The organism is Chloracidobacterium sp., from assembly GCA_016716305.1.
In the GTDB taxonomy this organism is placed as follows: domain Bacteria; phylum Acidobacteriota; class Blastocatellia; order Pyrinomonadales; family Pyrinomonadaceae; genus OLB17.
Genome location: JADJWP010000002.1, coordinates 2,639,574 through 2,664,225 on the forward strand (window position 1 = coordinate 2,639,574; position 24,652 = coordinate 2,664,225).

Annotated in this window: 17 protein-coding genes; 9 read left to right on the forward strand and 8 right to left on the reverse strand. The window is 52.5% G+C overall.

Going from position 1 to position 24,652, the window contains the following annotated elements; genetic code table 11:
- Positions 1-433: 433 nt before the first annotated feature.
- Positions 434-3,061 carry an Rne/Rng family ribonuclease gene (locus IPM28_14020; protein ID MBK9174097.1) on the forward strand — a complete coding sequence of 876 codons (2,628 nt, stop codon included), beginning with the start codon at positions 434-436 and terminating at the stop codon, positions 3,059-3,061.
- Between the two features lie 54 nt (positions 3,062-3,115).
- On the opposite strand, the gene IPM28_14025 is transcribed toward IPM28_14020, so the two are convergent.
- Both IPM28_14025 and IPM28_14030 read right to left on the reverse strand, forming a co-directional pair.
- Positions 3,116-5,818, reverse strand: a complete 2,703-nt coding sequence (locus IPM28_14025) for a serine/threonine protein kinase (GenBank protein ID MBK9174098.1) — start codon at positions 5,816-5,818, stop codon at positions 3,116-3,118.
- A gap of 44 nt (positions 5,819-5,862) precedes the next feature.
- On the reverse strand, positions 5,863-6,420 hold the full coding sequence (locus IPM28_14030; protein ID MBK9174099.1) for a sigma-70 family RNA polymerase sigma factor: 558 nt from the start codon (positions 6,418-6,420) through the stop codon (positions 5,863-5,865).
- Between the two features lie 103 nt (positions 6,421-6,523).
- On the opposite strand from IPM28_14030, the gene IPM28_14035 reads away from it, so the two are divergent.
- The 6 genes from IPM28_14035 (at position 6,524) to IPM28_14060 (ending at position 14,148) form a co-directional block, all read left to right on the forward strand.
- The gene (locus IPM28_14035) at positions 6,524-7,087 is read left to right on the forward strand and encodes a hypothetical protein (protein ID MBK9174100.1); all 564 of its coding nucleotides are present in this window, start codon (positions 6,524-6,526) and stop codon (positions 7,085-7,087) included.
- 44 nt (positions 7,088-7,131) lie between these two features.
- A complete protein-coding gene (locus IPM28_14040) occupies positions 7,132-8,370 on the forward strand; it encodes a hypothetical protein (protein ID MBK9174101.1) in 1,239 nt (412 codons plus the stop codon).
- 110 nt (positions 8,371-8,480) lie between these two features.
- Entirely contained in the window at positions 8,481-9,029 is a 549-nt protein-coding gene (locus tag IPM28_14045; GenBank protein ID MBK9174102.1) for a hypothetical protein, read from the forward strand.
- A gap of 237 nt (positions 9,030-9,266) precedes the next feature.
- Positions 9,267-11,432, forward strand: coding sequence for a hypothetical protein (locus IPM28_14050; GenBank protein MBK9174103.1), 2,166 nt, complete (start codon positions 9,267-9,269; stop codon positions 11,430-11,432).
- The gene (locus tag IPM28_14055; GenBank protein MBK9174104.1) at positions 11,432-12,697 is read left to right on the forward strand and encodes a hypothetical protein; all 1,266 of its coding nucleotides are present in this window, start codon (positions 11,432-11,434) and stop codon (positions 12,695-12,697) included. Before IPM28_14050 ends, IPM28_14055 begins: the two co-directional genes overlap by 1 nt.
- Positions 12,698-13,206: 509 nt before the next feature.
- On the forward strand, positions 13,207-14,148 hold the full coding sequence (locus IPM28_14060; GenBank protein MBK9174105.1) for a methyltransferase domain-containing protein: 942 nt from the start codon (positions 13,207-13,209) through the stop codon (positions 14,146-14,148).
- A 19-nt stretch (positions 14,149-14,167) separates the two neighbouring features.
- Here the strand turns inward: IPM28_14060 and IPM28_14065 are convergent, their stop codons facing one another.
- The 6 genes from IPM28_14065 to IPM28_14090 form a co-directional block, all read right to left on the reverse strand.
- Positions 14,168-14,977 (reverse strand): hypothetical protein, encoded by an 810-nt coding sequence (locus IPM28_14065; GenBank protein ID MBK9174106.1) that lies wholly within the window; start codon positions 14,975-14,977, stop codon positions 14,168-14,170.
- Complete coding sequence (locus IPM28_14070) at positions 14,967-15,698, reverse strand: energy transducer TonB (protein MBK9174107.1); 732 nt, start codon at positions 15,696-15,698, stop codon at positions 14,967-14,969. Before IPM28_14070 ends, IPM28_14065 begins: the two co-directional genes overlap by 11 nt.
- A gap of 89 nt (positions 15,699-15,787) precedes the next feature.
- On the reverse strand, positions 15,788-18,067 hold the full coding sequence (locus IPM28_14075) for an ATP-dependent Clp protease ATP-binding subunit (GenBank protein MBK9174108.1): 2,280 nt from the start codon (positions 18,065-18,067) through the stop codon (positions 15,788-15,790).
- Positions 18,068-18,356: 289 nt separating this feature from the next.
- Positions 18,357-19,025 (reverse strand): nucleotide exchange factor GrpE, encoded by a 669-nt coding sequence (locus tag IPM28_14080; protein ID MBK9174109.1) that lies wholly within the window; start codon positions 19,023-19,025, stop codon positions 18,357-18,359.
- Positions 19,026-19,182: 157 nt separating this feature from the next.
- A complete protein-coding gene (clpB, locus tag IPM28_14085) occupies positions 19,183-21,795 on the reverse strand; it encodes an ATP-dependent chaperone ClpB (GenBank protein ID MBK9174110.1) in 2,613 nt (870 codons plus the stop codon).
- An 88-nt stretch (positions 21,796-21,883) separates the two neighbouring features.
- The gene (locus IPM28_14090; protein ID MBK9174111.1) at positions 21,884-22,384 is read right to left on the reverse strand and encodes an Hsp20/alpha crystallin family protein; all 501 of its coding nucleotides are present in this window, start codon (positions 22,382-22,384) and stop codon (positions 21,884-21,886) included.
- 261 nt (positions 22,385-22,645) lie between these two features.
- On the opposite strand from IPM28_14090, the gene IPM28_14095 reads away from it, so the two are divergent.
- Both IPM28_14095 and IPM28_14100 read left to right on the forward strand, forming a co-directional pair.
- Positions 22,646-23,746, forward strand: a complete 1,101-nt coding sequence (locus IPM28_14095; protein ID MBK9174112.1) for an ABC transporter permease — start codon at positions 22,646-22,648, stop codon at positions 23,744-23,746.
- A complete protein-coding gene (locus IPM28_14100; GenBank protein MBK9174113.1) occupies positions 23,743-24,651 on the forward strand; it encodes an ABC transporter permease in 909 nt (302 codons plus the stop codon). The genes IPM28_14095 and IPM28_14100 overlap by 4 nt, the downstream gene beginning before the upstream one ends.
- The last annotated feature ends 1 nt before the right edge of the window (position 24,652 follow it).

A 24,652-nucleotide genomic window follows, 5' to 3' on the forward strand; every position in this document is an offset into this window, starting at 1 on the left:
AAAACAAAGGCAGGTAATAATTAGCGAATCGGGATTTAACAATCGCAAGAATTCGTCTATACTTTCATAGAGTTTGCCCGAAGAGCTTCTGCGAATCGTCGTGGAGACTGCAAACAAGATAGGATTTTTGAGCATCAGATCGCTGAATTATAGATTTTGACAGGTTGAGCACGATCATCAAGTTGATAGATATGTGCTCCCTATTGCCACAGGCAGGCGCCTTGGCTTTGATCGACACCGATTCCTGCGTGAAACAACTCAACACTCGTCGTCCCCGGCGTCTCGCTTGTGACAACGGATCAAAAGTAAAATCAATCGCGTGATCAGCCATGGCCTCATGGACATGGTCGTCGTCTGTCAAATCCGCAAGTTTAGATCCTGAACGGTTACGGTCTTCGGGCGCCGGTACTTTAACAACCAAGGAACAGTTTTTATGTCGAAAGAAATGATCATCAGCGTCAATGGACGCGAGAAGAAGATCGCAATATTGGATAATGGCCGCGTCACCGAATTTTACATCGAGCGTGGCGAAGAGAATTCGGGGATCGCAGGCAACATTTACAAAGGCAGGGTTCAACGCGTGCTTCCCGGCATGCAGTCGGCCTTTGTTTCGATCGGGCTTGAGCGCGATGCGTTTCTTTACGTTTCGGACTTTTTCGATGAAGAAGAAGAGATCGAAAGGATCGTAATGGAGAAATCCAAGAAGACGTCGCCCGAAGATGCAAAGCGTGAAGCGAACGAAAGGATCGACCGGGCACGGATCGAACGCGAAAAACAGATGGAGGCCGTGCAGGAGATAGCCGAGCCGCTCTCTGAGAGTGAAGGGCCGGTCGAGACAAGCGAATTTCGCCAGGAGCTTCCGGCGGCCGAAAAACCGGGCCGGGGACGCGGCCGCGGAAGGCGCGACCGCGAACGACCAGAGAACCGGGTCGAGGAAGAGCCGACGATGAATGTTACTCCGGAGCCGATCTTCGAGTTTGAAGACTCAGGATTTGAACGAGTGATCGATGACGAAGACACCGGTGAGATGTTTAAGGATGCTTATATGCAGGAAGCGATCGTCGATCAGGTGCGGGCGGTCGAATTCGACATGGAGAGTATCGACGAAGCCGAGGTCGGATCACTTCTTCCTTCAATGTCCGATCTGGGCAGCGGTTTTGAGCGTATCGCGGATGAAGACGACGAACCGGCGGCAAAGGCTGAAAAGAAAACGGCGAAGGGGCGCGGCTCACGTTCACCCAAAAAGACGGTCGACGACGGTGCCGCGGGTTTAGCCGGCGAATCTGATACGAAGAAGACCAAGACCCGAAGGTCCCGGACATCTGAGCCAAAGTCACGATCGGCAAAATCAAGATCCGCGGCAGCATCATCTAAGAAAGGCGATGAACCGGCAGGCGATGCGGAGATAATGGAAAACGCCGAAGCAAGCGTAAGAGAAGCTTCGGACGTGTCTGAGATGACCGTGCGCCGCGGAGGCCGGGGCCGAAGGCGAGGCGGGCGAGGTAAAAAGGCAGATAGCACCGAGACGAACGGCGACGGTGTTCCAGCGGAGCTTCTTGGATTTGAGGACGTCGCCGTCGAGATCCCTGATGACATCGAAATAGCTGCTGCCGAGGTTTTCGCTGACGATGAAACGGCCGTAACCGAATCCAACGGGGCTGAGGAGATCAACACCGTCGCATCGGTCGAACCTGATGAAACCACTAATGGTGAGGCCAAAGAAGGACGCGATGTGCGAGGAGACCGCGGGCGCGATCGAGGGCGTCGTGACAAGCGTGGTCGAAACGATCAGCGTGACGACAAGCGTCAGGATCGCAACGATCGAGGCGAACGCCGGCCACAGCCGACCATTTCTGATCTCCTCCGGGAAGGACAAGAGATATTGGTCCAGATCGCAAAGGAGCCGATCGCCAAGAAGGGAGCCCGGATAACCTCTCACATTGCTTTGCCCGGCAGGTTCTTGGTCTATATGCCGACCATCGAGCATCTGGGTGTTTCGCGAAAGATCGAATCATCGAGCGAAAGGGGAAGGCTCAGGACGCTGATCCAGCGGATCAGGCAGGACGAGGACATCCCCTCGGGCGGATTTATCGTTCGAACAGCGGGTATAGGTATTTCGGAAGAAGATCTACGGCAGGACGCACGATATTTGGTAAGAACCTGGCAGGATGTCAAGAAATCGTCAGAAAAAGCGAAATCGCCCGCACTTGTCCATCAGGACCTTGACCTCGTACAACGCTTGCTTCGTGACCAGCTTTCCGACGACTTTACTGCGATCAGGGTCGATAGCGAAGAAGAATATCTGAGCACGGTCGAGTTCATCAACCGCATTCAGCCCCGTTTGGTAAACCGTGTAAAATTCTACACACGTGAGCAGCCGATCCTTGAAGCTTTTGGCGTGCAGGAAGAGATCGACAAGGCATTGAAGCCGCGTGTATGGCTAAAATCAGGCGGTTATCTCGTGATCAACCAGACCGAAGCTCTCGTCGCGATCGACGTTAATACCGGCAAGTTCGTCGGCAAGGGGAACGCACGGCTCGAAGATACGATCACCCGAACGAACATGGAGGCGGTTGACGAGATCGCCAGACAAATAAGGCTGCGCGATCTTGGCGGCATCATCGTTCTTGACCTGATCGACATGGAAGACCGGCGTAATCGCCATAAGGTCTCGCAGGCTTTACAAGAGGCCCTTTCGACCGACAAGTCGCCAACAAAGGTGCTTTCGTTCAACGATTTCGGGCTGATCATCATGACGCGGAAACGTGTCAAGCAATCGCTTGAACGCACGATGTGTTCGCCTTGCGAATACTGCGAAGGCGCGGGTTGGGTAAAATCGCCGACGACGGTTTGCTATGAAATACTTGCCGAGGCAAGAAGGCTTTCGAAACAGCTCGACGACGTCAGGCAAACGACGCTGCGAATACACCCGGATGTCGCGAAAGCGATGCGAACGAGCGAACGGAACGTGCTGGAAGAGATCGAGGCCTATCTGGGAAATGTGGATGTCACATCCGATCCGCACATCCACCAAGCGCAATACGATTTCGCGTTCGTATGATACGATGCGGATCTTCGCGGACCGGCCCGTCTCCATTTAAGGGACGGGCCTTTTTTAACCGATGCAGGTAAATGTATCGGCGAGGGTCTTTATCTCTTCGTAAAGTGCGGTGTTCGTGGGGCTGAGACGATCCTTTTGCCTGAAATCATCCAGTAACTTATACGCGCTCTTGAAGTGATTCTGTGCGGAGGTGCATTCTCTCGTATTCGCGCCCTTGAGTTTACCCAGCTTTAAATGGAGACGGGCCGCGGGAATGATGATCTCGTAGGTTGGTGATTTCGACAGGCTGTATGCCTTCAGGATGTCTCCGAGACTTGCTTCATACGTGCTACGCGCTTCATGGATACTCTTCAGCTTGAACATCGTATCGGCAAGGTGTTCTTTACTTAGACTCAGCGTAGTGATCGTGTCAACAGAATCAGGATCGGTCTGCACCCATCGTTCGTGAAGAGCTACAGCTCGTTTTTGCATTCCGAGAGCCTCTTTGGCTCTTCCCTGGTTCGACAGGGAAGAGCCATGTTTCATAAGGTTATAACCTTTGTTAGTGGCTACCATTATGTCTTTAGGGTCGTTCGCAATGATCTCATCGAAGAGAACAAGAGCTTTACTAAAATACTCGTTGGCGGCGGCATGATCCGCCCTTCGATCGGCAAGCACCCCGAGGTCATCATAGACAACCGCCAGCGACCGCTTATGCCCGACGTTGTTTGGGTCGCGTTCGAAAAGCTTTGTACGGATCGCGAGTGCCCTTTCCAGGTAGACCAAAGCCTCTTCCGTTCTTCCGTAATCGTTGTAATCAACGTCCCCCAGTCGCCGTGCGGTCATGCTGAAAACCGATGCTGCGGGTACGAGCACTGACGGATCATCGGGAGCAAGCGCGATCGCCTCCTCTGTGTATTGGAGTGACAGTCTGTAATCCTCTGCGGCAGCCAGGTGGTCGTGCTTGCTTTCGAGGATAAAGGCAGAATAGTTGTATCGCTTGGCAAGGCGGCTTTTCCATCTAGCCTCGGTCGGCTCGATCTCAGACAGGGTCGCCAGCGTCTTCTGTGAGATCCGTGCGTACTTCAGCCCCTCGTCCCAATCGCCTTTTGTCGTGGGATAAGCTGAAGACAATGTCTCGGTGATCGAGCCCAACTCCCTTAATGAATCGAGGTTGAATGGGTCCTCATCCAAGAGTCTCGAATGTATGTCGAATGCCTTCTGACAATAAAGGAGACTGTCGGAACGCTTTCCAAGGCTTGAAAACTCAGGGTGTCCCAGAATGTCGCTGACCTTTCGGTAAGCGATCGCCAATTCCCGCATTAACTCAGGGTTTTCTTCGCCCTCCTGGTAAAGTGCGTCCAGATATTCCATTGCGCGTTTGACCAAGATCTCTCTCGATGCCGTTGCACCGGGAAGTGTGGCTAGAGAGTCGTGAACCTCGAACATCAATGAATTGGCTATCTTTCGAGTTTCGATCAACCGTCGTTCCGCTCTGGCTCGTTCACGGTTGGCGACAATACTCTGCGAAACTGCTATGCCCGACAATAAAAGTACGAGTGCGAGAGCCGCGGTTCCTAACTTGTGTCGGCCGACAAACTTTCTAAAACGATAGCTGCGCGAATCGGCGGTTGCTGACACGGGCAGACCGGCCAGGTTTCTTCGAAGATCCTCGGAGAGTTCCTGCACCGAGGCGTAACGACGTTCCGGGTCTTTTCGGATCGCTTTAAGGATTATGTTGTCAATATCGCCCTTTAAGCTACGAAATGTTGAATGCGGATCATGGAGCATTCCGGACCGTTCATCATTCGTTGCAGGCGTTGAATCTTCATTTGTCTGCCCGACAAATGACGAATATCCTCCGACCACCGATGAGGGACGAGCCGGTTCTTCGGTAAGCACCATTCTCGCGATCTCCTGGTAACTCTTTCCGCTGGAATTGAACGGGCGGACGCCGCTTAGAAGTTCGTATAAGACGACTCCGAGCGAATAGACATCGGTGGACGTTGTGATCGGCAATCCATTCAACTGCTCTGGCGAAGCGTATTCGGGAGTGAAGATCTTGATCTGGGCAGTTGTCCCCTCGGCATCCGCGTCGAGCAGTTTCGCAATACCGAAATCAAGCAGTTTGGGTGTTCCGTCATTGGTGATCAGAACATTCGATGGCTTGATGTCACGGTGGACGATCAAATTTTGATGGGCGAAACTGACCGCGGTACAGATCTTCCGAAACAGCTCGAGCTTTTCCCGGATACTGAATTTATGAAGAGCACAGAACTCAAGAAGCGGACGGCCCTCGACAAATTCCATCACCAAATACGGCTGCCCTTCATCGGTCATTCCACCATCGATAAGATGAGCGATATTAGGGTGATTTAGCCTCGAGAGGATCTGGCGCTCTAAATAGAAACGCTTAAGGATCGCCTCCGAGTCCATTCCGCGTTTGATCAGCTTGACCGCGACCCTTTGGGCAAAATCCTTTCTTTCGGCCAGAAATACTAGCCCCATGCCTCCGGACCCGATCTTTTTGGTTATCAGATAATTACCGACCGTTTTGCCAATGAACGGATCGTCAGCTGCGGGTTCGGCCAATCCCTCATGGACGATGGCCGGTTCTTCGATGAAGCCTCCGTTCTCTTCGTGGGCGGCGAGGAGCTGTTCGACCTCGAGGCGGATCTCGGAAGAAACCCCTTCAAGGATCGCGCCGCGTTTGTGAGGCGCAAGTTCTATTGCGGTCGAAAAAAGGCCCTTGATGATCTTCCATTTTTCCAAATCCATAGCCGTATCAGTGAAATACGCGGAAAATGAAACAAATCAGTCGGTCAACAATTCAGCTTTTTATATAACCAGGCTTTGGCGATTGTCCATTCGTCCTTTACGGTTGACGGCGATATCTTCATCACCTCGGCCGTTTCCTCGATGGTCAGGCCGGTAAAGTATCGCAATTCAACAATCTGAGCTTGCCTCTTATCAAACTGGGCGAGCTCGTCCAATGCTGAATCCAACTCGAGCAGGTCCTGATTGACTTCCACCGAGATTGATGGAGCATCATCGATGGGTATCTTCTCAACGTTTCTCTTCAGACTTTTCCGCTGGCGTGCCGCATCTATCAGGATACGGCGCATCGCCGTTGCCGCTATCGCAAAAAACTGTCCGCGATTTTCCCAATCGACGGTCCGCTGTTTGGTCAGCTTGAAGTACGCTTCATGAACCAACTCCGTCGTCTGCAATGAAACCGCATGTTCGCGATGCAGGAAGCTCGAGGCAATATATCGCAGTTCGTTGTAAACAATAGGCAAAAGCTTATCCAGGGCATCGCGATCCGGATCGTCGACACCGCGGCCTACCGCCTGCAAAAGCAACGAAACATCTTCTTCCATAATTTTTCCTCCAATCTTAACACAAGTTTCGCGTAGTTCCGTGACAAGAAAAATCTGCGGTTACACTAGCTTTTCGAATCGCAAAATCACTTCGAGGAATAAGATGGAATCAAGAAAATCTAAGTCGATCGGAACTTCCCTCAGGCTAACTTTAGTTTTTGCGACGCTGCTATTCGGTGGAACGATAGAGACCGCCGCCGAGCGCCCTGGGAGTGTCTTCAGCCTGGAACCTCTCTATGGCAGCGGTGAGTTCCTGCTGGCGAATACACTTGCCGTCAACGAATCGAAAACCGTCACGGTCTCGGCAAACAAAGAACACAACTGGACGGGCGTAAAGCTCATCAATGGCCAAACATTCAAGTTCACCGTGGGGAGTCCGGCCTGGAATAACGGATCGATCGAAACCGATGCCGAAGGATATTTAATGCCAGTTACACCGCCCGGATGGGTTCTTCGTTTTCCGAACTACAGGGTGATGGCCTTGGTCGGTTCGCTCTACACCTATCAGGATAAATATTCATACACGGGAACATCGTTCCTTATCGCAAAGGGCAGGACGTGGAAGGCAACAAAAACGGGATTCGTGGCCGCTTTTGCGAACGATTGTGAAGGCTGTTACGGCGACAACTCGCGTGTTGTCACGCTAACGATCAAGCGGGTCGAATAAAAGGGGCTTTGCCCGGCGCATGAAACTAAAGGAGAAACAAGAGAATGAGAGTTTTAAGACACTCGATCATGGCATTCGCTTTGGCCATTTGCGCATTCGCCCTGCCGGTCTATTGCGACTTCGTAAAATTGCCGGCTCGTGGCGGTTCGGGTGGAACGGAGTACAGTCACGGCTGCGGTGACGACAAGGTATTCATCGGGCTGCGAGGTAAGGGAGGATATTGGTTAGGGAAACTACAGGCATTGTGCAGAAAGGTATCGACAGCGGGAAAGTGGCTGGGCTCAACTACATACAGCGCGACAACCGACGGCGGTGAAGGAGGATTTTATCCTTTTATGCCGCAACAACTTACGGCTACCTGCCCAGAAGGATATGCGGTCAAAGGTATGAGTGGGAGCGCCCGAGACGGATTGGTCGTCAAAATAAACCTGCATTGCTGGAAAATGGATCGATCGATCCCCAATTTCGGTGCCCCGAACGACATTACGAGAAGTATGACAGCGCCGTATAGCCCGACGAGTGACCGAGTGTCATGGAGCGAGGACAGATGCTCGGACAAGATCGGGCGCGGCTTCCACGGCAGATACAACGATAAAGGCATCGTCGCCGTTGGGCTCACTTGTCATGCAGGAACAACTCCGAACGCAGAGACTCTGGCGGCACCGGACGGATTGGTTGCGGTCAACCTAACGGGCCCGAATGGAACACAGTCGACGACTGTCACGCCATTCGTTCAACTGTCATGGATGGATCGGTCCACCTACGAGTCAGGATATAGGGTCAGGATCTTTAATACAAGACTTGGAATTTTAGCGAACACATTCGAACGTCCGGCAGGTAGCGGGATAGGGACGCGACAAGCATTGAATGTGGCCGATCTGCCCGCGGACAACTATACCTTCAATGTCTGTTCGAAGTACTCATCGGCAGACGGCGGCGATCTTTGCTTTGGCAACATGCCGTTCACCATTGGCCAGGCAGCAAGCTGCAACCCGACGATCACTGGCCAGGTCGAGCTTATTGGCTCGGGAACTGCTCGTGTTCGTTGGTCACACACATGTACCAACCCATTGCGCTTCCAAGTGCAATTGCGAAGCGCCGTAAGCGGCAACTTCATAGGCGTGTCAGACACACAAAATGGCACCGCACGAGAGGAGAATTTTACCGGTTTTGCGCTGGGCGTAGCCAATGAGGTTCGGGTCTGCGCGATATTCCAGGGGCAAGGCGCAAACAGCTTCTGTTCGGCCCCGCGAGCGTTTCAGTTCAACGTTCCGGGTCCGTGAAGCTGTGGACGGCGACAACCCATATTTCGAACAAGCAAATTAACCGAATGAAATGAAACTTTAATTGCGTCCCCATTATGAGGGCCAATGAATCTTAGGAGGTAAGCAAAATGAAAAAGAAAACGATCAAGGCGATCTTCACAATTGCGATCATCGCCGGCGCGACCTCGGTCGCCGCGGCAAACGTGCCAAGGACCATATTCTCACCTGATCCGGCCTACTCGATTGGCAATCTGCTCTTCGCTGACACGCTTGCGATGAACGAATCGAAGTCGATCACAGTACGCGCGAACGAGCCATGGAACTATACCGGGATCAAAGCGATCGAAGGCCAGAAATACCGGTTTACCGTAGCGAGTCCGGGATGGAACAACGGCCTTAAGGAGACCGATGCCGACGGCTATAACGACACCGGGCCATATGGCAATACGCGAAGGCACATCGATTATAAGACCATGGCACTTGTTGTTGAGTTTCACAGCCAGAATGCAAATCCCATCACCTATATGGGCCGCAAGATACTTGTCGGCAAGGGGCCACGTGAATGGAAGGCATCGGTCACGGGCTATATGGTCGCTTTTGGGAACGATTGTTTATCGTGCTATGCCGATAATTCCCGGGTCGTGACGTTGACGATAAAGAGGATTCCGGCCTCATAGGATCTCAGAGCGTCCAAAAGGCAAGAACGGCGACATTTGAAGATCCGGTCCGCAGTTGAACCAGGCGGCCGAGACCGCAAAGATCGCCGTTCGGACCGTGGATGAGCAACACGTTCTGATCGAGCGACCGTGCCTTAGAATTCGAAAGTGCCTGTGACCATTAGAAATGAGAAATTGGGCCGTTGGCCAGTTCACAGCAAGCTGCAATGATCTGGCCGCAGAACCGCAGATAATCCAATGGCGTCCAAGATAATCAGAGAGAGCATCGGCAGCGTCGATTGGCGTCGGCGAATGATCTTGATCTCATTTGCCTTCCTTGTAGTGAATCTGACCTATTGGCAGAATTTGCTGACCGGAAATGCTCAACAGCGATTCGGGATCACGAATGTTACCGCATCGTTCTCAGACAAAGGGGTCAAGCCCAATGAGAAGATCGAGGTCCGCTTCAATGGCGATATTCTGCCCGGCGGTTACGCCGTCGTTCTGAACGATACGGATCTGACAGCAATGTTCGAAAGGGATGATGACCGCCTGACGTATTTGCCCGTGCTCTTTCCCCTTCCGATCGGCGAAAATAAACTGCGGGTCTATTCGATTGAGAATGGCAATACCTGGCGGTTGGTCAGGGAATTGGACCTTAAGGTAGCAGATCTGAATTATGGTTCACCCGAAGCCACGAGAACCAAGGTCGATTTTACGCCATCGATCTCCATAAATTTCAAGGGCGAACGAAACATAAACTTCTTTCCCGAATCGGCCAAACCGCAGCGACCGGCTTTCATCGATACGGCCGGCCAGGCGAGTTTTCAGATAAAAGTGACCAACGCCGGCTGGTCGATCGGCGGACAGTTCGATCTGGCAGGTTCAAGCCGCCAAAACGAAGCACTTCGGTTCGGCGAGCTAGGCGATCGGGCACCGTCGGTAGATCTTTCGAGTTATCGCATCGAGGCTGCAAAGGGAAGGTTCAAGGCCGAACTCGGACATATCTCGTTCGGCTCGCAACGGCACCTCATAAACGGCTTTTCGAGTCGCGGACTCGGATTGACGATTCCGATCGGGAAACAGAACGAGGTGACCTTTTCGGCCATGAACGGAACCTCGATCGTCGGGTTTGATAATTTTGCCGGTCTGTCGCGATCATCACATCAAATATTAGGAATTACGTTCGCGCGCGAGTTCATTAAAGAGCGTCCCGGTGGGCTCCGTCTTGAGGTTACCGCAATGCGCGGATCGCTTCTTCCGCTCGACAATTTCAACCAACGAACCGTGAACGATGCCGAAAGAAGCTACGGCGGATCGTTTCGCATTCAGTTCAAAGACAAGCAGGAAAGGATTCGTTTTGAAGGCGGCTACACGAGCAGCCGATTTACAAACCGGGCCGATGCCCTTTTGTCTCAGGGGGTTCAGCTTACACAGGTTCGCGCTGTGACCCGCGGCGCACGATTTCTCGAATTGAGCTTTAACATCATAAAGGACAAAAAACTCTTTGACGAAAGAAAGCTAGGGCTTTCGGGAACGTTTCGGCACGAAGAGATAGAACCGTTGTTTCGAAGCGTTGCAGCTTCAAGTCAGGCCGACCATCAGCAGAACCAGTTCGAGATCGCCGCGAACTTTGGCGATATCAGTTTCAACTGGGGACACCTGCGAAGCAACGATAATCTCGAGAACATTCTGTCAATACTGAGAACACTGAATCGGCGCCACTATGCCAGTTTTGCGTTTTCGCCGGGCACGATGTTCGATCCTAAAAAGCCGATCAAGTATCTTCCGAGAATATCGTATACATACGAACGCGTGCATCAGTTTGGCGACCGGCTCCCGATCGGTGGCCAGTTCAACAGTCTTTCTCAGGTGCCGGATCAGGAAAATGTCGTTCATAGCCTAAATGCCGAATTGCCTATCACAGATAAGATACGGTTTGCTTATCGCTTTAATCAGGCGTTCCAGGACAACAGACAACCGGGGCGAGAACGAGCTGATCTTGGCAGCAATGTTAATTATTTCAACGTATCGATCAGTCATTTTAAGGATGTTCAGATCGGTTTCGATCTCAGCCGCGAAAGTCAGCGCAATCTCGAAACCGGGCGCGTTGACCAACAATGGCGGATCGGATCGAACATCAGCATTATGAATCTCGTCGTCAAAAATGTTTCTTTCAATACAAATATCTCGTCTACTATCGCCGGAGATATAACGAACATCACGGATTCGAGAAACATCGAGTATGACGCCCAACTGTCTTACCGGTTCGGCATTGGTAAGAAAAAGTACCGAAAGTTCGAGACACAGCTTTTCGTTCGTTATTCAAATCGCTACGGTTCAAGGATCGACCGGCTATTCGTCATTCGAGACATCAATCGTTTTCAGGGCTTCAATGCGGGGCTAACATTCAACATCCTGTAATGAGATCAAAATCGCTCAAATATCCAACCTTGGTAATTGGCATTCTGTTGGTAGGCTTTCAGACCGTCGCGAGTCAGATACAGGTAAACCCGACCGGTGTGAATGTAAACTCACAAAACCCGAGTGTCGTGTTCCTAACCTTCGGACAGATACCCGCGGGATATGCGCCGGCAGAAGCGATGTGGTGCGGACAGCTGGTTCCGGCTGCACCACCCGCGATCGGACTTCAGTGTCGCCCGGATACGATCTACGGTGTGTTGCCAACTCGGTACAACCTCTCGCAGACAAGCGGCAATCTCGGCCTGACCGACATAATGTCCATACCGTCAGCTGTCGTGCGTCGCGCCTTTCAAACTGCCGACACCGGTGGGGATGCTGGTTTCTTTTATGTCAGGCGATTCACATCTTCTCTCGGCGGCCCGGATCAGTTCGTCTCTGTCACGTGTCGGATGGCCGGCGGAGGCGCACGCACACCGTTTGCTCTCACGGACGTAAGATACCTTGCTGAAACCGACGAACCTATCGTGTTCGTTCGACGAGGTCAGCCACTACCGGTAAAAGGCGTGCAGATCCGCTATAACGGAACGGGCCGTTTGAGGGGCCGCTGGGAACTAGTGCTCCCCGGGGAGGAGCTACCGACAAACCGCGATCTGCTAACGGAAGCCACCCTTCCCATTGAGGACCGATCAGGTCAACGCAGATTCACCCAGGTCGAGCGTTTTTACCATTTTCTTCCGCCGAACGGCGAGTTTACGCTTGAGTTCAAGAACGCCGATAAGCTTCCGTTGAATGCCGACGGCCAATATTTACTTCTCCTGCGAATCGAAGCGGTGGACGACAAAGAAGCCGACTCAAATCTGAGTGTCATAGGTGTCGGCCCCGGAGTCGTTAATGGCGGTGCGGTCGCAGGTTTTCCGATGCCGACATTCAAGTTCTTTGTTTCGGGGGGCGTATCGGCCGATTGGGCAGCATCGGCGCTGATCACGCCCCCAGTCGACGCAGAATTGCAGCCGACCAATGATCCGCCTCTATTCACATGGCGGTCAATGAATGGTGCGTCCTTTTATCGGATCGAGTTTTTTGACGACAATAATGCGCTAAGGTTTCAGGCACTTCTTCCTGCCTCCCGATCGGTCTATCGGGCCCCTTCGTGGCTTCATTCAAAATTATCGAGCGGGGCCTTTAAGTGGAGGGTCATTTCGATCGACGACAAGGGTTCGCAGCTCTCCGAAACGCCGTTTCGAACAGCCCTAATACAACGCTGACCATCGAAGAACACGTTCCCTGAGACTGCGATTCTAGGCCGCGAACGGTGAAATTAGGCCAGGCAGATCTGAAAGCATCGAATTTGCCGCAGACGGGCCTTATTTTTCAGTTTTAAGGTTGATCAGTAGATCGTTAGGCCGGTTGCGGACATTGTGATGGTACCTAAGAAGGTTCAACACGAAATGAAAGGCGCGACGGCAGGCGATCTGACCGATCATTCAATTCAAACCAAAACACTCTTTATTGGATTCTCCGCGAAGATCGGGATCTGAGGATCAAGATTGACAACAAAGAAAAACAGTCGTCTAATCTTTGCCTAGTCGTGACCAATACATGGTTGGCGCTGAAGTTCGATCGGCTGCAGTTCTTTTCATTTCGACGGGTCTTCGTTTGGCAAGTGAATGCGGTTGCCGCGATCGTTGCCCGAGCGGAACAATCTTCTTTTCGCACCGAGTATTGGCCATGGCATAATGCGGCATCGACAACAAATGCCCGGGGGGGTCAATGCGTGAAATCCATCGAAATCTCCACCATAGTTGCTGACGAACAATTGCAAACGGAGCAGCAGCGGTCGAATGCTCAACGTCTTGAACTAAGGAAACACAATTCGAAGACCGTGATGCGCGGGCGGGAATACGGGCTTATCCTAGGCCAAATTTTCCTCGAGTATTTTGCGGATTCCCGCTCGCTGCATTATGGCCTTTGGTCAGACGATCTTGAACTGAACATCCGAAATATCGGTAATGCACAAGATGCGTATACCGATCTGCTGCTGGCGACCATCCCGTCTAATGCTCGGAGCGTTCTTGACGTTGGCTGCGGTGTAGGTTCTGTTGCGAAAAGACTGGTGGATCTGCATTACGACGTCGAATGCCTGTCGCCTTCCTTCATGTTGAACAAGGAGGCAAGAAGGAACGTTCCAGGGATCATTGTTCACGATTCAGGTTTCGAGGATTTTGTCCCGGATCGCAAGTTTGACGTGGTTCTCTTTGCCGAGAGTTTTCAGTATGTCGAGAGCTACGCCGCACTTTCGAAAGCCGCTGAAATGCTAACCGCTTCGGGCGTGATAATCGTATGCGACAAATTCAAGTGTGAAGAGAACGGAAAGTCACCGATCGGCGGCGGACACCAATATCGAGATTATTTACGAACTTGCCGGGACCTCGGGCTCGAGTGTATTCAGGACATCGACCTCACCGAACGGATCGCACCAAATTTTGACCTTCTTCAGGACTTTCGACAACGGGTCATCGAACCCGCTGCCGAAAAGATCGAGGAAATAACGAGTTATAAACTTAGATTCTCAAAATACCTGTTCTTCACCGCACTAAAGATGATCTTGCTGCGGATGATCGCAAAACACCGAAACAAAGAGCGTGACGGAAACGGTTTCAAACGTCACAACACATATCGCCTGAACGTTTTAAGACCGTGCGTTTCGATTAAATGATCAGATTCCCTGAACCGAACTATAATTTGAAGCTTTTCTTCATTTCCTTTAGGTCGGCGGGCTTTGCGAACGTCGAGTCGGGAAATCGGCCGTTATATTCTACGGACTGGTAATTGATCCGCGAGGTGTGCGACCCATTTGTAAAGCGGTCGATTATGAACGGAGACCGAATTCCACCCGTATCAACGAACTGGGCGTATCGGTCCTCTTCGACGGTTTCTTCGCCTTCCGAATTCGTTCGCTTGTATATAGCTTTTTGCGGTGCACCATCGTCTGCGGCGAATTCGAATTCCACGACCAATCCATCTTCGTACGTCAACCTGACAACATCATTTCGCCTGCCAAGCGTCGACGGTCGCCTTCCCACGTAAGCAAGGCTGGCTTCTTTTCGCCAACTACCGCGAAGGAGGTTGTCAAGGCTGACGCGGAGGCCGCGCCTAAAGCTCTCAATCTGGGCTTCGGTCTGCTCCTTGATGGTTTCCATATCGCCGTCGTAAATCCACCCAGAGCCGCCGATGTTTGTTTGCACGGTTCTGGTTTTGCCGCTTTTGAACTCGGTCCGCTCTTTATCCGGAAAAACGATCACATCGTGAAACGCCTGAAACGAAATGACAGCTCCATCGCGGATCAAGCTGAACCGTCCGCGACCAAGCTGAGACGTGACATTGAGGTATTTATCGCCGCCGAGGAACGATACGGCCTTCGAAATAACGGCGTCGGCCTTTTCATCGCGTTCGCGATCTTGAGCCGTAACTGGGATGACAGTCACGATAAATAACAGACCGATAGCGAACTCACAGAGCTTGGCAGAATGGCAGCTAAAACTCATAAACAACCGTTTTTGTGACACTGGTCCTTTTGCCGCTGCGGTGAACAGCCGGCCTGAACCTGATCTTTTTTACCGCTTCGACGAAGCGCGGTTTCATCGAATCCGGCAATTCAGTAACGTACCGAAAGACCGATACCCGACGATCTGCACCGAGGAATAACACGACCGATATTCTGCGAGCGGCAGAAGCCGGCAAGTCGGCTGCTTTGATCTCCGGTTTCGGCATGCTTGTGATCATCGCCGGTGTTGCAACGTCCTTATCATCGTTCTCGTAAAAGATACTAAAATTATAGTCGACATCGACGATCGTGGTTTCCGGTTTGCCGTTGATCAGTTTCGGCTTGAATTTGATCTTTTTCGCTGCAGCAACAGCCCTTTCGGTCAGCCCATTCGGCAGATAGGTCATCGGAATGACCTCACCTATCTCGCCGGTGGCAAGAAACTCTACCTTTAGACGCACAACGCCCTCAACCCCGTTGTATCGAGCCGTTTCGGTATAGCCGGGCTGAGGTTTCTCGATCAATTCGTAAGGCTTTGTCGGGCCCAGGACTGGCGGCGATGCGGAACTGACCGCGGAGGGCCTAGTCGGTATCTGCTTTGGCGGATCGGTCTGGCCAAACGCGGCAGAACCAAAGAAAAGAACGGCCAGCCCAACAATAAAGACAGGTGAGAACGAAATAGATGCTTCCCGGCCGCCGCAAAAAAAGATCGTGCTTTTCATATTCTCACTCTAATGTTCGAAAGGCTTTGGTGCATGTTAGCACCAAAGCCTTGGCCTTAAAAGGTTATCGGCAGATCCAGGATCGCTTATTAGTTCAGGCTGAGTGCATCGTTCGGCCTGACGGTGATCTCGCCGTCCTCTGCGTCGACAGTGAACCGAGTCCCTGACTTCCATTGGTTTGTGATCGGAAGTTTTACCTTTTGGTCGATGTGCCGCTTTAAGAAACGAGCTCCATAGGCGGGGCTGAATCCTTTTTCGGTCAACATATCGATCGCCGGCTCGGTGATCTCGACAACCTTTCCCTGTCGCTCCATCTGCTTTCTCATTTTAGCGAGATAAAGGCGAGCTATCTCGCGAACTTCGTCCATGGTCAGCGGCGAGAAAACAATGATCTCATCGATGCGGTTACGAAACTCGGGAGTGAACCGGGTCTCGGCCGCTTTCATCACATCGCCTTTGATCTGCTTCATATCGCCAAGAGTTTTCTGGCCGAAGCCAAGAGGTTTCTCGTACTTCTTGAAGTTCTCAGATCCAAGGTTGGACGTCATTATTACGATCGCATCCGACAAATAGACCTTCTTGCCGCGGCCGTCGGTCAGCCAACCTTCGTCAAATGCCTGAAGGAAGATGTTCATCAGGTAGGGCGACGCTTTCTCGACTTCGTCAAGCAAAAGGACCGTATACGGATTGTCACGCAGTTGTTCGGTCAAAATTCCGCCGCGTTCAGACCCAACGATCCCGCGGGGCATACCGATAAGCTTTTCGATACCGACCGTCCCGTCACCGTATTCCGACATATCGATCCGGACCATCTTGCTCTCATCGCCGAACATGAATTCGGCAACGGCCTTTGCAAGTTCGGTCTTTCCGACACCGGTCGGGCCGAGGAAAAGTAGAACGCCGTCCGGAGCATAATGGTTGTCCTTGAGCGGGCCTTTGTTGAGCCTGAGCCTTTCGGCCACCGATCTAACAGCTTCTTTCTGCCCGATCACGCGGCCTGCGAGGTCCATCTCCATTTGCGAGAACCGATCAGAGGTCTCGCGGTAGATCATGTCCTTCGGAATGCGCGATTCCTGAGAGATCACATCGATAATGTGCTCGGGCCGAACGACCAGTTTCTCAGGTTCGTTTATCTCGACCTTCACCGATGCGGTATCCAGCCACCCGATCGCTTTGTCCGGGAGGTGAAGATTGCGGATATATTTCGGCGACATCTCGAGCGCGGTGTTGATCGCCTCGTCCGAGATCGTGACGGAATAGTTTTTCTCTAACCGCGGCCGAAGGCCCAATAGTATCTCTTTCGTCTCGTCGATCGTCGGTTCATCCACTTTGACCAACCTAAAACGCCGCGAGAGTGCCTCGTCCTCACCTATATATTCCTTGTACTCGGTTATCGTCGTCGCGCCGATGATCCGCAGCTCGCCACGAGCCAGGGCCGACTTGAACATGTTGGCCGCATCGGAGGTTGTTCCCATCGCCGCACCTGCGCCGATGATGGTATGGGCTTCGTCAATGAAGAGGATTATGTTGTCCTTCTCTTTTACTTCATCGATGATGCCCTTGATGCGCTCTTCGAACATGCCGCGAAGCATTGTTCCGGCGACCAGCCCGCCCATCTGAAGTTGGACGATGTGAGAATCACGCAGCCGAGCCGGAACCTTTTCAGGCTCGAGCTCGATAAGCCGCGCGAGACCTTCGACAACGGCGGTTTTCCCGACACCGGGTTCGCCAACAAGCATCGGGGAATTCGACCTTTCGCGGTGCGAAAGGATCTCGATCATCTGCAATATCTCTTTCTCGCGGCCGATCGTCGGCGGTATCTTATCCTGCCTGGCAAGCTTGTTCATCGATACGCCGAAATGGCGGAGAAAACTCGGAAGCTCGTATTTCTGCCTGACACGCTCTTCCTCTTTTTCCCTCTTGCGAATTCGCGTCCGGGCCGTCTGAGCGACCTCATCGGACGGAACCCCGAGGTTTTGGAGTACATCGTTCAAGATGCTGCGTTCATCGTTGGAAAGGACATAGAAAATGTCGCTGCCATCTATCACACGACGGCCTTGCGAACGGGCCCGGTCCATCGCGCGCTTGAATAACTCCGTTGTCTCCGGTGCAATGCGAAATCCTTTCCCCGTGTGCTGACGCCCGGTCTCCATTCGCTTTTCGATCAACAGTTTGACCGACCGCGGATCGACGGCAAGATCCCGCATGGTCGACGTAAAGAGTTCGTCCTCTTCGTTGGCGACTGCGTGAAGGATATGCTCGATCGAAACATAGTTTTGATCGTGCTTCCTTGAAGCGTCGAGCGCGGTTTCCAAAACACGTCGGCCACTTTCGCTGAATTTGTCCTTATAAGCGTCAATATCTGCCATAAATCTTGTACTGCCTTGTTCGGTATCCTTTGTCCGAAACGGTCGGGCCGACTTCTATTGTATCACCTCAATCCCGATTCGATACAAGCATAATGTTGCACCCTGATTCGATGTGTCCGATGACCGAAAATATGCACAAATTCTCATACGAATCTTGGTGATAAACGGATTCACGCTCGTTAGATCGACTCAACCGGCGTTCATGAAGGAAACGGCTCTGAAAGAAACTCTCAGAGCCGAATTCGGTTTGTCATCGTTCACGAAACAAGCGAAATCGCCAAAGTGCTGATCATTCAACGGCCGATTGCGACAAAGCTTTTCCGACCTGAACCCGCGCCGGTCTAAGCAGCCGGTCGCCAAAACGATATCCTCTGGAGTATTCTTTGACGACCTTCCCATCCATGTCAGCGTCAACCGCCACCATATCTACCGCCTCATGAAGTTCAGGATCGAACAATGTCCCAGTAGAAAGGACTGGTTCGACGCCTACGCTGGCCAATGCATGCTCGAATGAACGCGCGGTACCGCGAACACCTTCGCGCAGATTGTCGAGCGACGGATCGGCCTCGCTCGCGGCGACCGCGAGATTTAGGTTGTCGAGAACCGGAAGAAGTGTGACCAGAAAGTTGAACTTACTTTGACTCGCTCTATCTTCCAGCGTCTTCATAAGACGGGCCCGCATTTCGGCCGTTTCTTTCTCAAGCCCGCTCTTCGCCTCGTCAAACTTGGCCTGGACACCCACAAGCTTGGCTTCGGCGGCTTCGCGGCGTTCGACCTCTGCCTTGAGCTTCGTCTCCAATTCAACCTCTTTTTGTGAACGAACCGGCTCTGCATTGACCGGTTTCGGATCTTCCGCAACTCGCTCGCCCAGATCGTTGAACCGGCGTTTGTCATTCACCGGGATCTTGATCTCCTCGGTATCTTTGTGGTCTTCGATGAGGTGGTCTGTTTCACTCATTTTCTTTCGCTTTAACATCGAACTAAATTCTATTCCTTCGGCCGCTTTATTGAAAGCACACAGATCTCGACACGCGACCTGGTGAGGACGGCTCGTAGGCGAACGGATAATTCGCTAACACGACCGATCGGCAGCCCGCAGCCCGCGCTCAGAGAGCTCAACTGCTTACTGCCTTCCGTTCGCTCGAAACCGATTCGAACTTCATCTCACCGCTTTCGGCTGAAACTCGCACGGTCTGTCCGGCACCGATCTCACCGTTCAGTAACTTCACCGCTAACGGATTTTGTATCAGCGATTGGATCGCACGCTTTAAGGGGCGCGCCCCGTAGACCGGATCGTAGCCCTGCTCGACCAATAGATCTCTTGCTGTATCGTCGAGTTCTATCACAATGCTGCGCTCAGCAAGGTTTGCCCGAAGCTTCTCGAGCTGAACATCGATGATCGTAGCGATCTGTTCTCGCGACAGCTGCGTGAACACGACGATGTCATCGATACGATTAAGAAATTCGGGTTTGAAATGGTCGCGCAATACTCGCAGGACATCGTTTTTGATATCGCGATCAGCCAACGGATTTTCCGCGGAGGCCTGGATCTCGCGCGAACCAAGGTTCGACGTCATGATCAGAACTGTATTTTTGAAATCAACGACGCGGCCCTTGCTGTCGGTCAGACGGCCGTCATCAAGTATCTGGAGAAGCACGTTGAATACGTCAGGATGCGCCTTTTCGATCTCGTCGAAAAGGACGACGGAATAAGGTCTTCGCCGCACCGCTTCGGTCAACTGTCCGCCTTCTTCGTAACCGACATAGCCGGGAGGCGCGCCGATCATTCGTGCGACGGCGTGCTTTTCCATGTATTCCGACATATCGAGCCTTACCATTGCCCGTTCGTCGTCGAATAAAAACTCTGCCAGGGCTCGGGCCGTTTCGGTCTTTCCAACGCCTGTTGGCCCGAGAAAGATGAAAGATCCGACCGGACGGTTCGGGTCCTGCAATCCGGCTCGAGCACGCCGGACAGCATTCGCGACCGCGTTCAATGCCTCGTCCTGGCCGATCACCCGCTTGCGCAGGTTGTCTTCCATGGAAACGAGCTTCTGCATCTCGCCCTCGAGCATCTTTGTCACCGGAACTCCGGTCCATTTGGCGACCACCTGGGCGACGTCTTCCTCATCGACCTCTTCTTTGAGGAAAACACCTTCTTTCTGCAGGTCTTCGAGACGATCTTGCTCAGTCTTCAACTGCTTTTCAAGCTCCGGTATGCGGCCGTACTGCAGTTCTGCCGCTTTGGTCAGATCGCCGGCTTGACGGGCTTGTTCAAGTTCGAGCTTTGCCTGTTCAAGCTGCTCTTTACCCGTCCGCATCTTCTCGATCTCTTCTTTTTCGGATTGCCACTTCGCTTTCATCGCCGACGATTTTTCCTTCAGATCGGCGATCCGTTTCTCGATGTCGGCAAGGCGCTCCTTTGATTTTTCGTCGGTCTCGCGTGAAAGTGCCTGTCGCTCGATCTCGAGCTGCAGGATCTCGCGTTCGAGGACGTCGATCTCCTGTGGTAAGGAATCGATCTCGATACGAAGCCGCGACGCAGCCTCGTCAATAAGGTCGATCGCCTTGTCCGGCAGGAATCGGTCGGTGATGTAGCGATTCGATAATGTCGCAGCAGCAACTATCGCCGAGTCCTTGATGCGAACGCCGTGGTGAACCTCATATCTCTCCTTCAATCCGCGAAGTATAGCTATTGTGTCTTCGACATTCGGTTCGCCGACGTAAACCTGCTGAAAACGACGCTCGAGGGCCTTGTCCTTTTCTATATACTTTTGATACTCGTTGAGTGTCGTCGCACCGACCGCCCGAAGCGTGCCGCGGGCCAACGCGGGCTTGAGCATATTTGATGCATCAATAGCGCCTTCGGATGCGCCCGCACCTACGAGGGTGTGCAGTTCGTCAATGAACAGGATGATCTGCCCCTCTGCCTTTTCGACCTCTTTCAAAACTGCTTTGAGCCTGTCCTCAAATTCACCCCGATATTTTGCGCCGGCGAGCATCGCCCCAAGGTCGAGCGATACCAGCCTTTTGTTCTTCAAGGTCTCGGGAACGTCGCCCGAAACGATGCGCTGTGCAAGGCCTTCGACAATTGCGGTCTTACCGACGCCCGGTTCGCCGATCAGAACCGGGTTGTTTTTGGTCCGTCGCGAGAGTATCTGTATCGTTCGCCGAATCTCATCGTCCCGACCTATTACGGGATCGAGCTTTCCTTTGCGGGCACGATCGGTCAGATCAAGCGCATATTTCTCCAAGGCCTGAAAATTCTCCTCGGCATTCTGCTCCGTGATACGCGAACCGCCGCGCATTTCGGTGATCACCTTTTCAAGGTCGTCACGGTTTATGCCATTCGAGCGAAGGATCCGTCCGGCGTCACCTTCTTTTTCATCAGCTATTGCGAGAAGAAGATGCTCGGTCGAAACGTATTCGTCCTGCATTTTTTCCGCTTCTTTCTGGACCGACTGAAAGAGCGTGTTGGTTCGCGAACTAAAGAACTGTTGTCCGCCGGAAACCTTTGGAAACTTCTCGATCGCGGACTGGAGCTCACTGACGATCGGTCCGGTGTTGGCTCCGATCTTACCGAATATCGGACGCACGACACCTTCCTTCTGTTCGAGCATTGCGAGCAAAATATGTTCGGGCTCAACCTGTTGATTTTGGTTCTTTTCCGCTGCCGCGATCGCTTCCTGAACAGCTTCCTGACCTCGAATGGTGAATCTGTCGAATCTCATATATTTATCTTAACGCACAAACGAAAGGACGCAGAGTCATAAGCTGAGCATCGCTCAGTAGCTCTGCGTCCTCATCTCAACGAGCAAACTAGGCTCCGGCCGTCGAGGTCTTGGCCTCGGTCTCAATGGCCTTAGCTTCGGTGCCTGAGCCTGAGATCTCGATCTTGCGAGCCTTGGTCTCCTCACGCTTCGGCAATGCGATCCGCAAAATGCCGTTCTCAAAATCAGCCGTCGCTCCGTCTGCTGTAACCGTTTGCGGCAGAGTGAACTGGCGGGTGAACGATCCGTAAGAACGCTCGATGCGATGATAATTGTCGCCCTCGGTCTTCTTCTCGAACTTCCTCTCACCTTTGAGCGTCAGCACGTTGTTTTCCACAGTCAGCTCGAAATCATCACGCTTCATGCCCGGGAGTTCAGCTTCGACGATCAGTTTCGAATCGTCTTCAAAGATATCTACGCTCGGGCTCCAGGCGCCTCGAATGAACTCATCACGATTCAGACCAGCTGGGACAACACCCGTAAAAAGCCGATTCATCTCGTCATGCAAGCCGCGTAGCTCACGAAAAGGGTCATATTTAACAACGTTCATGGTCATATCCTCCAAAAAAGTACTAGTTGATTGAGTTCAATGACTAAATAGTTAGTCTGATAGGATAATAAAACTTGAGTCATATATTGTCAAGTCAAAATTAGCGAGTGACCAAATTTAATCGCGCATAACGGATTTTGTTGGTTTTTGGGATGACACTTCAGCCGATTGTCGGGTATATTTAATCGTCGTTCCTCATAAGTTCCAATGAGATACAAGCCGAGACCCGACGGTCCGAGGCTTGCGGCGCAAGGCTGACCAATGAAGATCTTCCGTGAAATTCTGTGGCCGTTGATCGCTGTTGCTGCGGCGTTCATCGTCGGCGGTGTCATCATATTGATACTGGGCGATGATCCGATCGACGCTTATAGCTGGCTGATCACGAGTTCGTTCGGATCGATAAAGGACATCGGTTGGACGCTGCATTACGCCACGCCATTGATCTTTACCGGACTTGCCGTCGCTGTCGCCTTCCGGTGCGGACTGCTTAATATCGGAGCCGAGGGACAGCTATATGTAGCGGCATTTGCCGCCGCCTGGGTCGGCATCAAGTTTGGCGGAACGGTCGTAAATATTTTTGGTAAAGAGGAAAATTGGTCATGGGCAAGTCTGCCGTCTCTCCTTCTGGTTCCGATGTGTATTGCGGCGGCGATCATTGTTGGGGGCTTTTGGGGCGCGATACCGGGCGTCTTGAAGGCAAAGTTCGGCGCGCATGAGGTGATCAACACGATCATGCTCAACTTCATCGCGATCGCCCTCGTCGGTTATTTCACACAGTATTACTATAAGATCCCGGGTGACCCGATACAGCGAACGGCCGAGATCGGCGCGGCCGCCGAGATCCCGCGGCTAAATCAATTCCTAACATTCATACCGCCGGATGTGCCGCTGAACGTTGCATTCCTGATCGGCATTTTGATGTGCATCGCGGTTTACGTCTTTCTCTGGAAGACAAAATGGGGCTACGAGCTACGAGCCGTCGGCGAAAACCCGTCGGCTGCCGAGTACGGTGGGATCTCGCCGAAAAAACAGATCGTGGTTGCGATGACGATCTCGGGTATGCTGGCGGGGATGGTAGCGATCGGCGAGGTGATGGGAACGCGTCACCATTTCGAGGTCGGCTTTTCCGCCGACTGGGGATTTCTCGGGATAGCGGTCGCTCTTCTCGGCCGCAATCATCCGCTTGGGGTATTTATCGCGGCGATATTTTTCGGAGTTCTTCTGCGCGGTGAGATCTTTGTGGATGCATTCACACAAAAGGTCTCGAAAGATCTCGGCTGGGTCCTGCAGGCGATCATAATCCTTTTTGTTGCATGCCTGCAGATTTATTCCAAAGGCAGGGGAGGCAAAGCAAAGGCATGAGCGAGATCTTTACTTTCGCACTCATCTTCGCTGCGATACGTTCGGCAACGCCTTTGATCTTTGCGGCTCTCGGCGGTCTTTTTTCAGAGCGATCGGGGGTAATTAACATTGCGCTCGAGGGTTTGATGCTGGCTGGTGCATTCACGGCGGCCGTGGTCACATTCCAGACAGGCAATCCCTATCTTGGATTTTTGACCGGTATCGTATCAGGCGGTTTGCTTGCGGCATTGTACGCAGTTGCCTGTATCAAGTTTGAGGCCGATCAGGTCGTTGCGGGGATGGCGATCAACTTTCTTATGATCGGATTGCCGGCTTTGATAAGCGGCGTCATTTACGATTCGACAGGCTCGACACCGCAGATCGATAAAGCCGATCAGCTGCCTAACTACTTCAACAGCATTTCGATAGCCTCGATACTTGCTTTTGCTCTTGTGCCGATCTGCTGGTACGTATTGTATCGAACGCCGTTCGGGCTGCGTCTTCGAGCAACCGGCGAAAATCCTGCTGCCGCGGACGCCGCGGGTGTATCGGTGACAAGGCTTCGGTACACGGCGGTCATTATCTCGGGAATACTTGCAGCTGCCGGCGGAGCGTATCTTTCAACCGGGCAATCGTCGCTTTTCACAAAGTCGATGACAGCCGGGCGCGGGTTCATAGCTCTAGCGGCTTTGATCCTTGCAAAATGGAGGCCGGTGCCTGTCTTGCTGACCTGCCTGTTTTTTGGATTCATGGAGGCTTTGACCATTCAGATCCAGGGGGCCTTTAAGCTGCCGTCAGGCGAGAGCATACCCGTGCAGTTCATTGAGATGATCCCTTACGTTCTGACGATCATCGTGCTCGCAGGCTTTATTGGTTTGTCGCGTGCTCCTAAGGCTCTCGGTGTGCCGTACCGTAAAGAAAATTGAT

Bases quoted from the DNA above. Each gene is read 5' to 3' on its own strand.
- IPM28_14050 (MBK9174103.1), top strand. From the start codon at position 9,267: ATGGCGTCCAAGATAATCAGAGAGAGCATCGGCAGCGTCGATTGGCGT.
- IPM28_14035 (MBK9174100.1), top strand. From the start codon at position 6,524: ATGGAATCAAGAAAATCTAAGTCGATCGGAACTTCCCTCAGGCTAACT.
- IPM28_14100 (MBK9174113.1), top strand. From the start codon at position 23,743: ATGAGCGAGATCTTTACTTTCGCACTCATCTTCGCTGCGATACGTTCG.
- IPM28_14045 (MBK9174102.1), top strand. From the start codon at position 8,481: ATGAAAAAGAAAACGATCAAGGCGATCTTCACAATTGCGATCATCGCC.
- clpB (MBK9174110.1), bottom strand. From the start codon at position 21,795: ATGAGATTCGACAGATTCACCATTCGAGGTCAGGAAGCTGTTCAGGAA.
- IPM28_14030 (MBK9174099.1), bottom strand. From the start codon at position 6,420: ATGGAAGAAGATGTTTCGTTGCTTTTGCAGGCGGTAGGCCGCGGTGTC.
- IPM28_14080 (MBK9174109.1), bottom strand. From the start codon at position 19,025: ATGAGTGAAACAGACCACCTCATCGAAGACCACAAAGATACCGAGGAG.
- IPM28_14090 (MBK9174111.1), bottom strand. From the start codon at position 22,384: ATGAACGTTGTTAAATATGACCCTTTTCGTGAGCTACGCGGCTTGCAT.
- IPM28_14070 (MBK9174107.1), bottom strand. From the start codon at position 15,698: ATGAAAAGCACGATCTTTTTTTGCGGCGGCCGGGAAGCATCTATTTCG.
- IPM28_14040 (MBK9174101.1), top strand. From the start codon at position 7,132: ATGAGAGTTTTAAGACACTCGATCATGGCATTCGCTTTGGCCATTTGC.
- IPM28_14055 (MBK9174104.1), top strand. From the start codon at position 11,432: ATGAGATCAAAATCGCTCAAATATCCAACCTTGGTAATTGGCATTCTG.
- IPM28_14095 (MBK9174112.1), top strand. From the start codon at position 22,646: ATGAAGATCTTCCGTGAAATTCTGTGGCCGTTGATCGCTGTTGCTGCG.
- IPM28_14065 (MBK9174106.1), bottom strand. From the start codon at position 14,977: ATGAGTTTTAGCTGCCATTCTGCCAAGCTCTGTGAGTTCGCTATCGGT.
- IPM28_14025 (MBK9174098.1), bottom strand. From the start codon at position 5,818: ATGGATTTGGAAAAATGGAAGATCATCAAGGGCCTTTTTTCGACCGCA.
- IPM28_14020 (MBK9174097.1), top strand. From the start codon at position 434: ATGTCGAAAGAAATGATCATCAGCGTCAATGGACGCGAGAAGAAGATC.
- IPM28_14075 (MBK9174108.1), bottom strand. From the start codon at position 18,067: ATGGCAGATATTGACGCTTATAAGGACAAATTCAGCGAAAGTGGCCGA.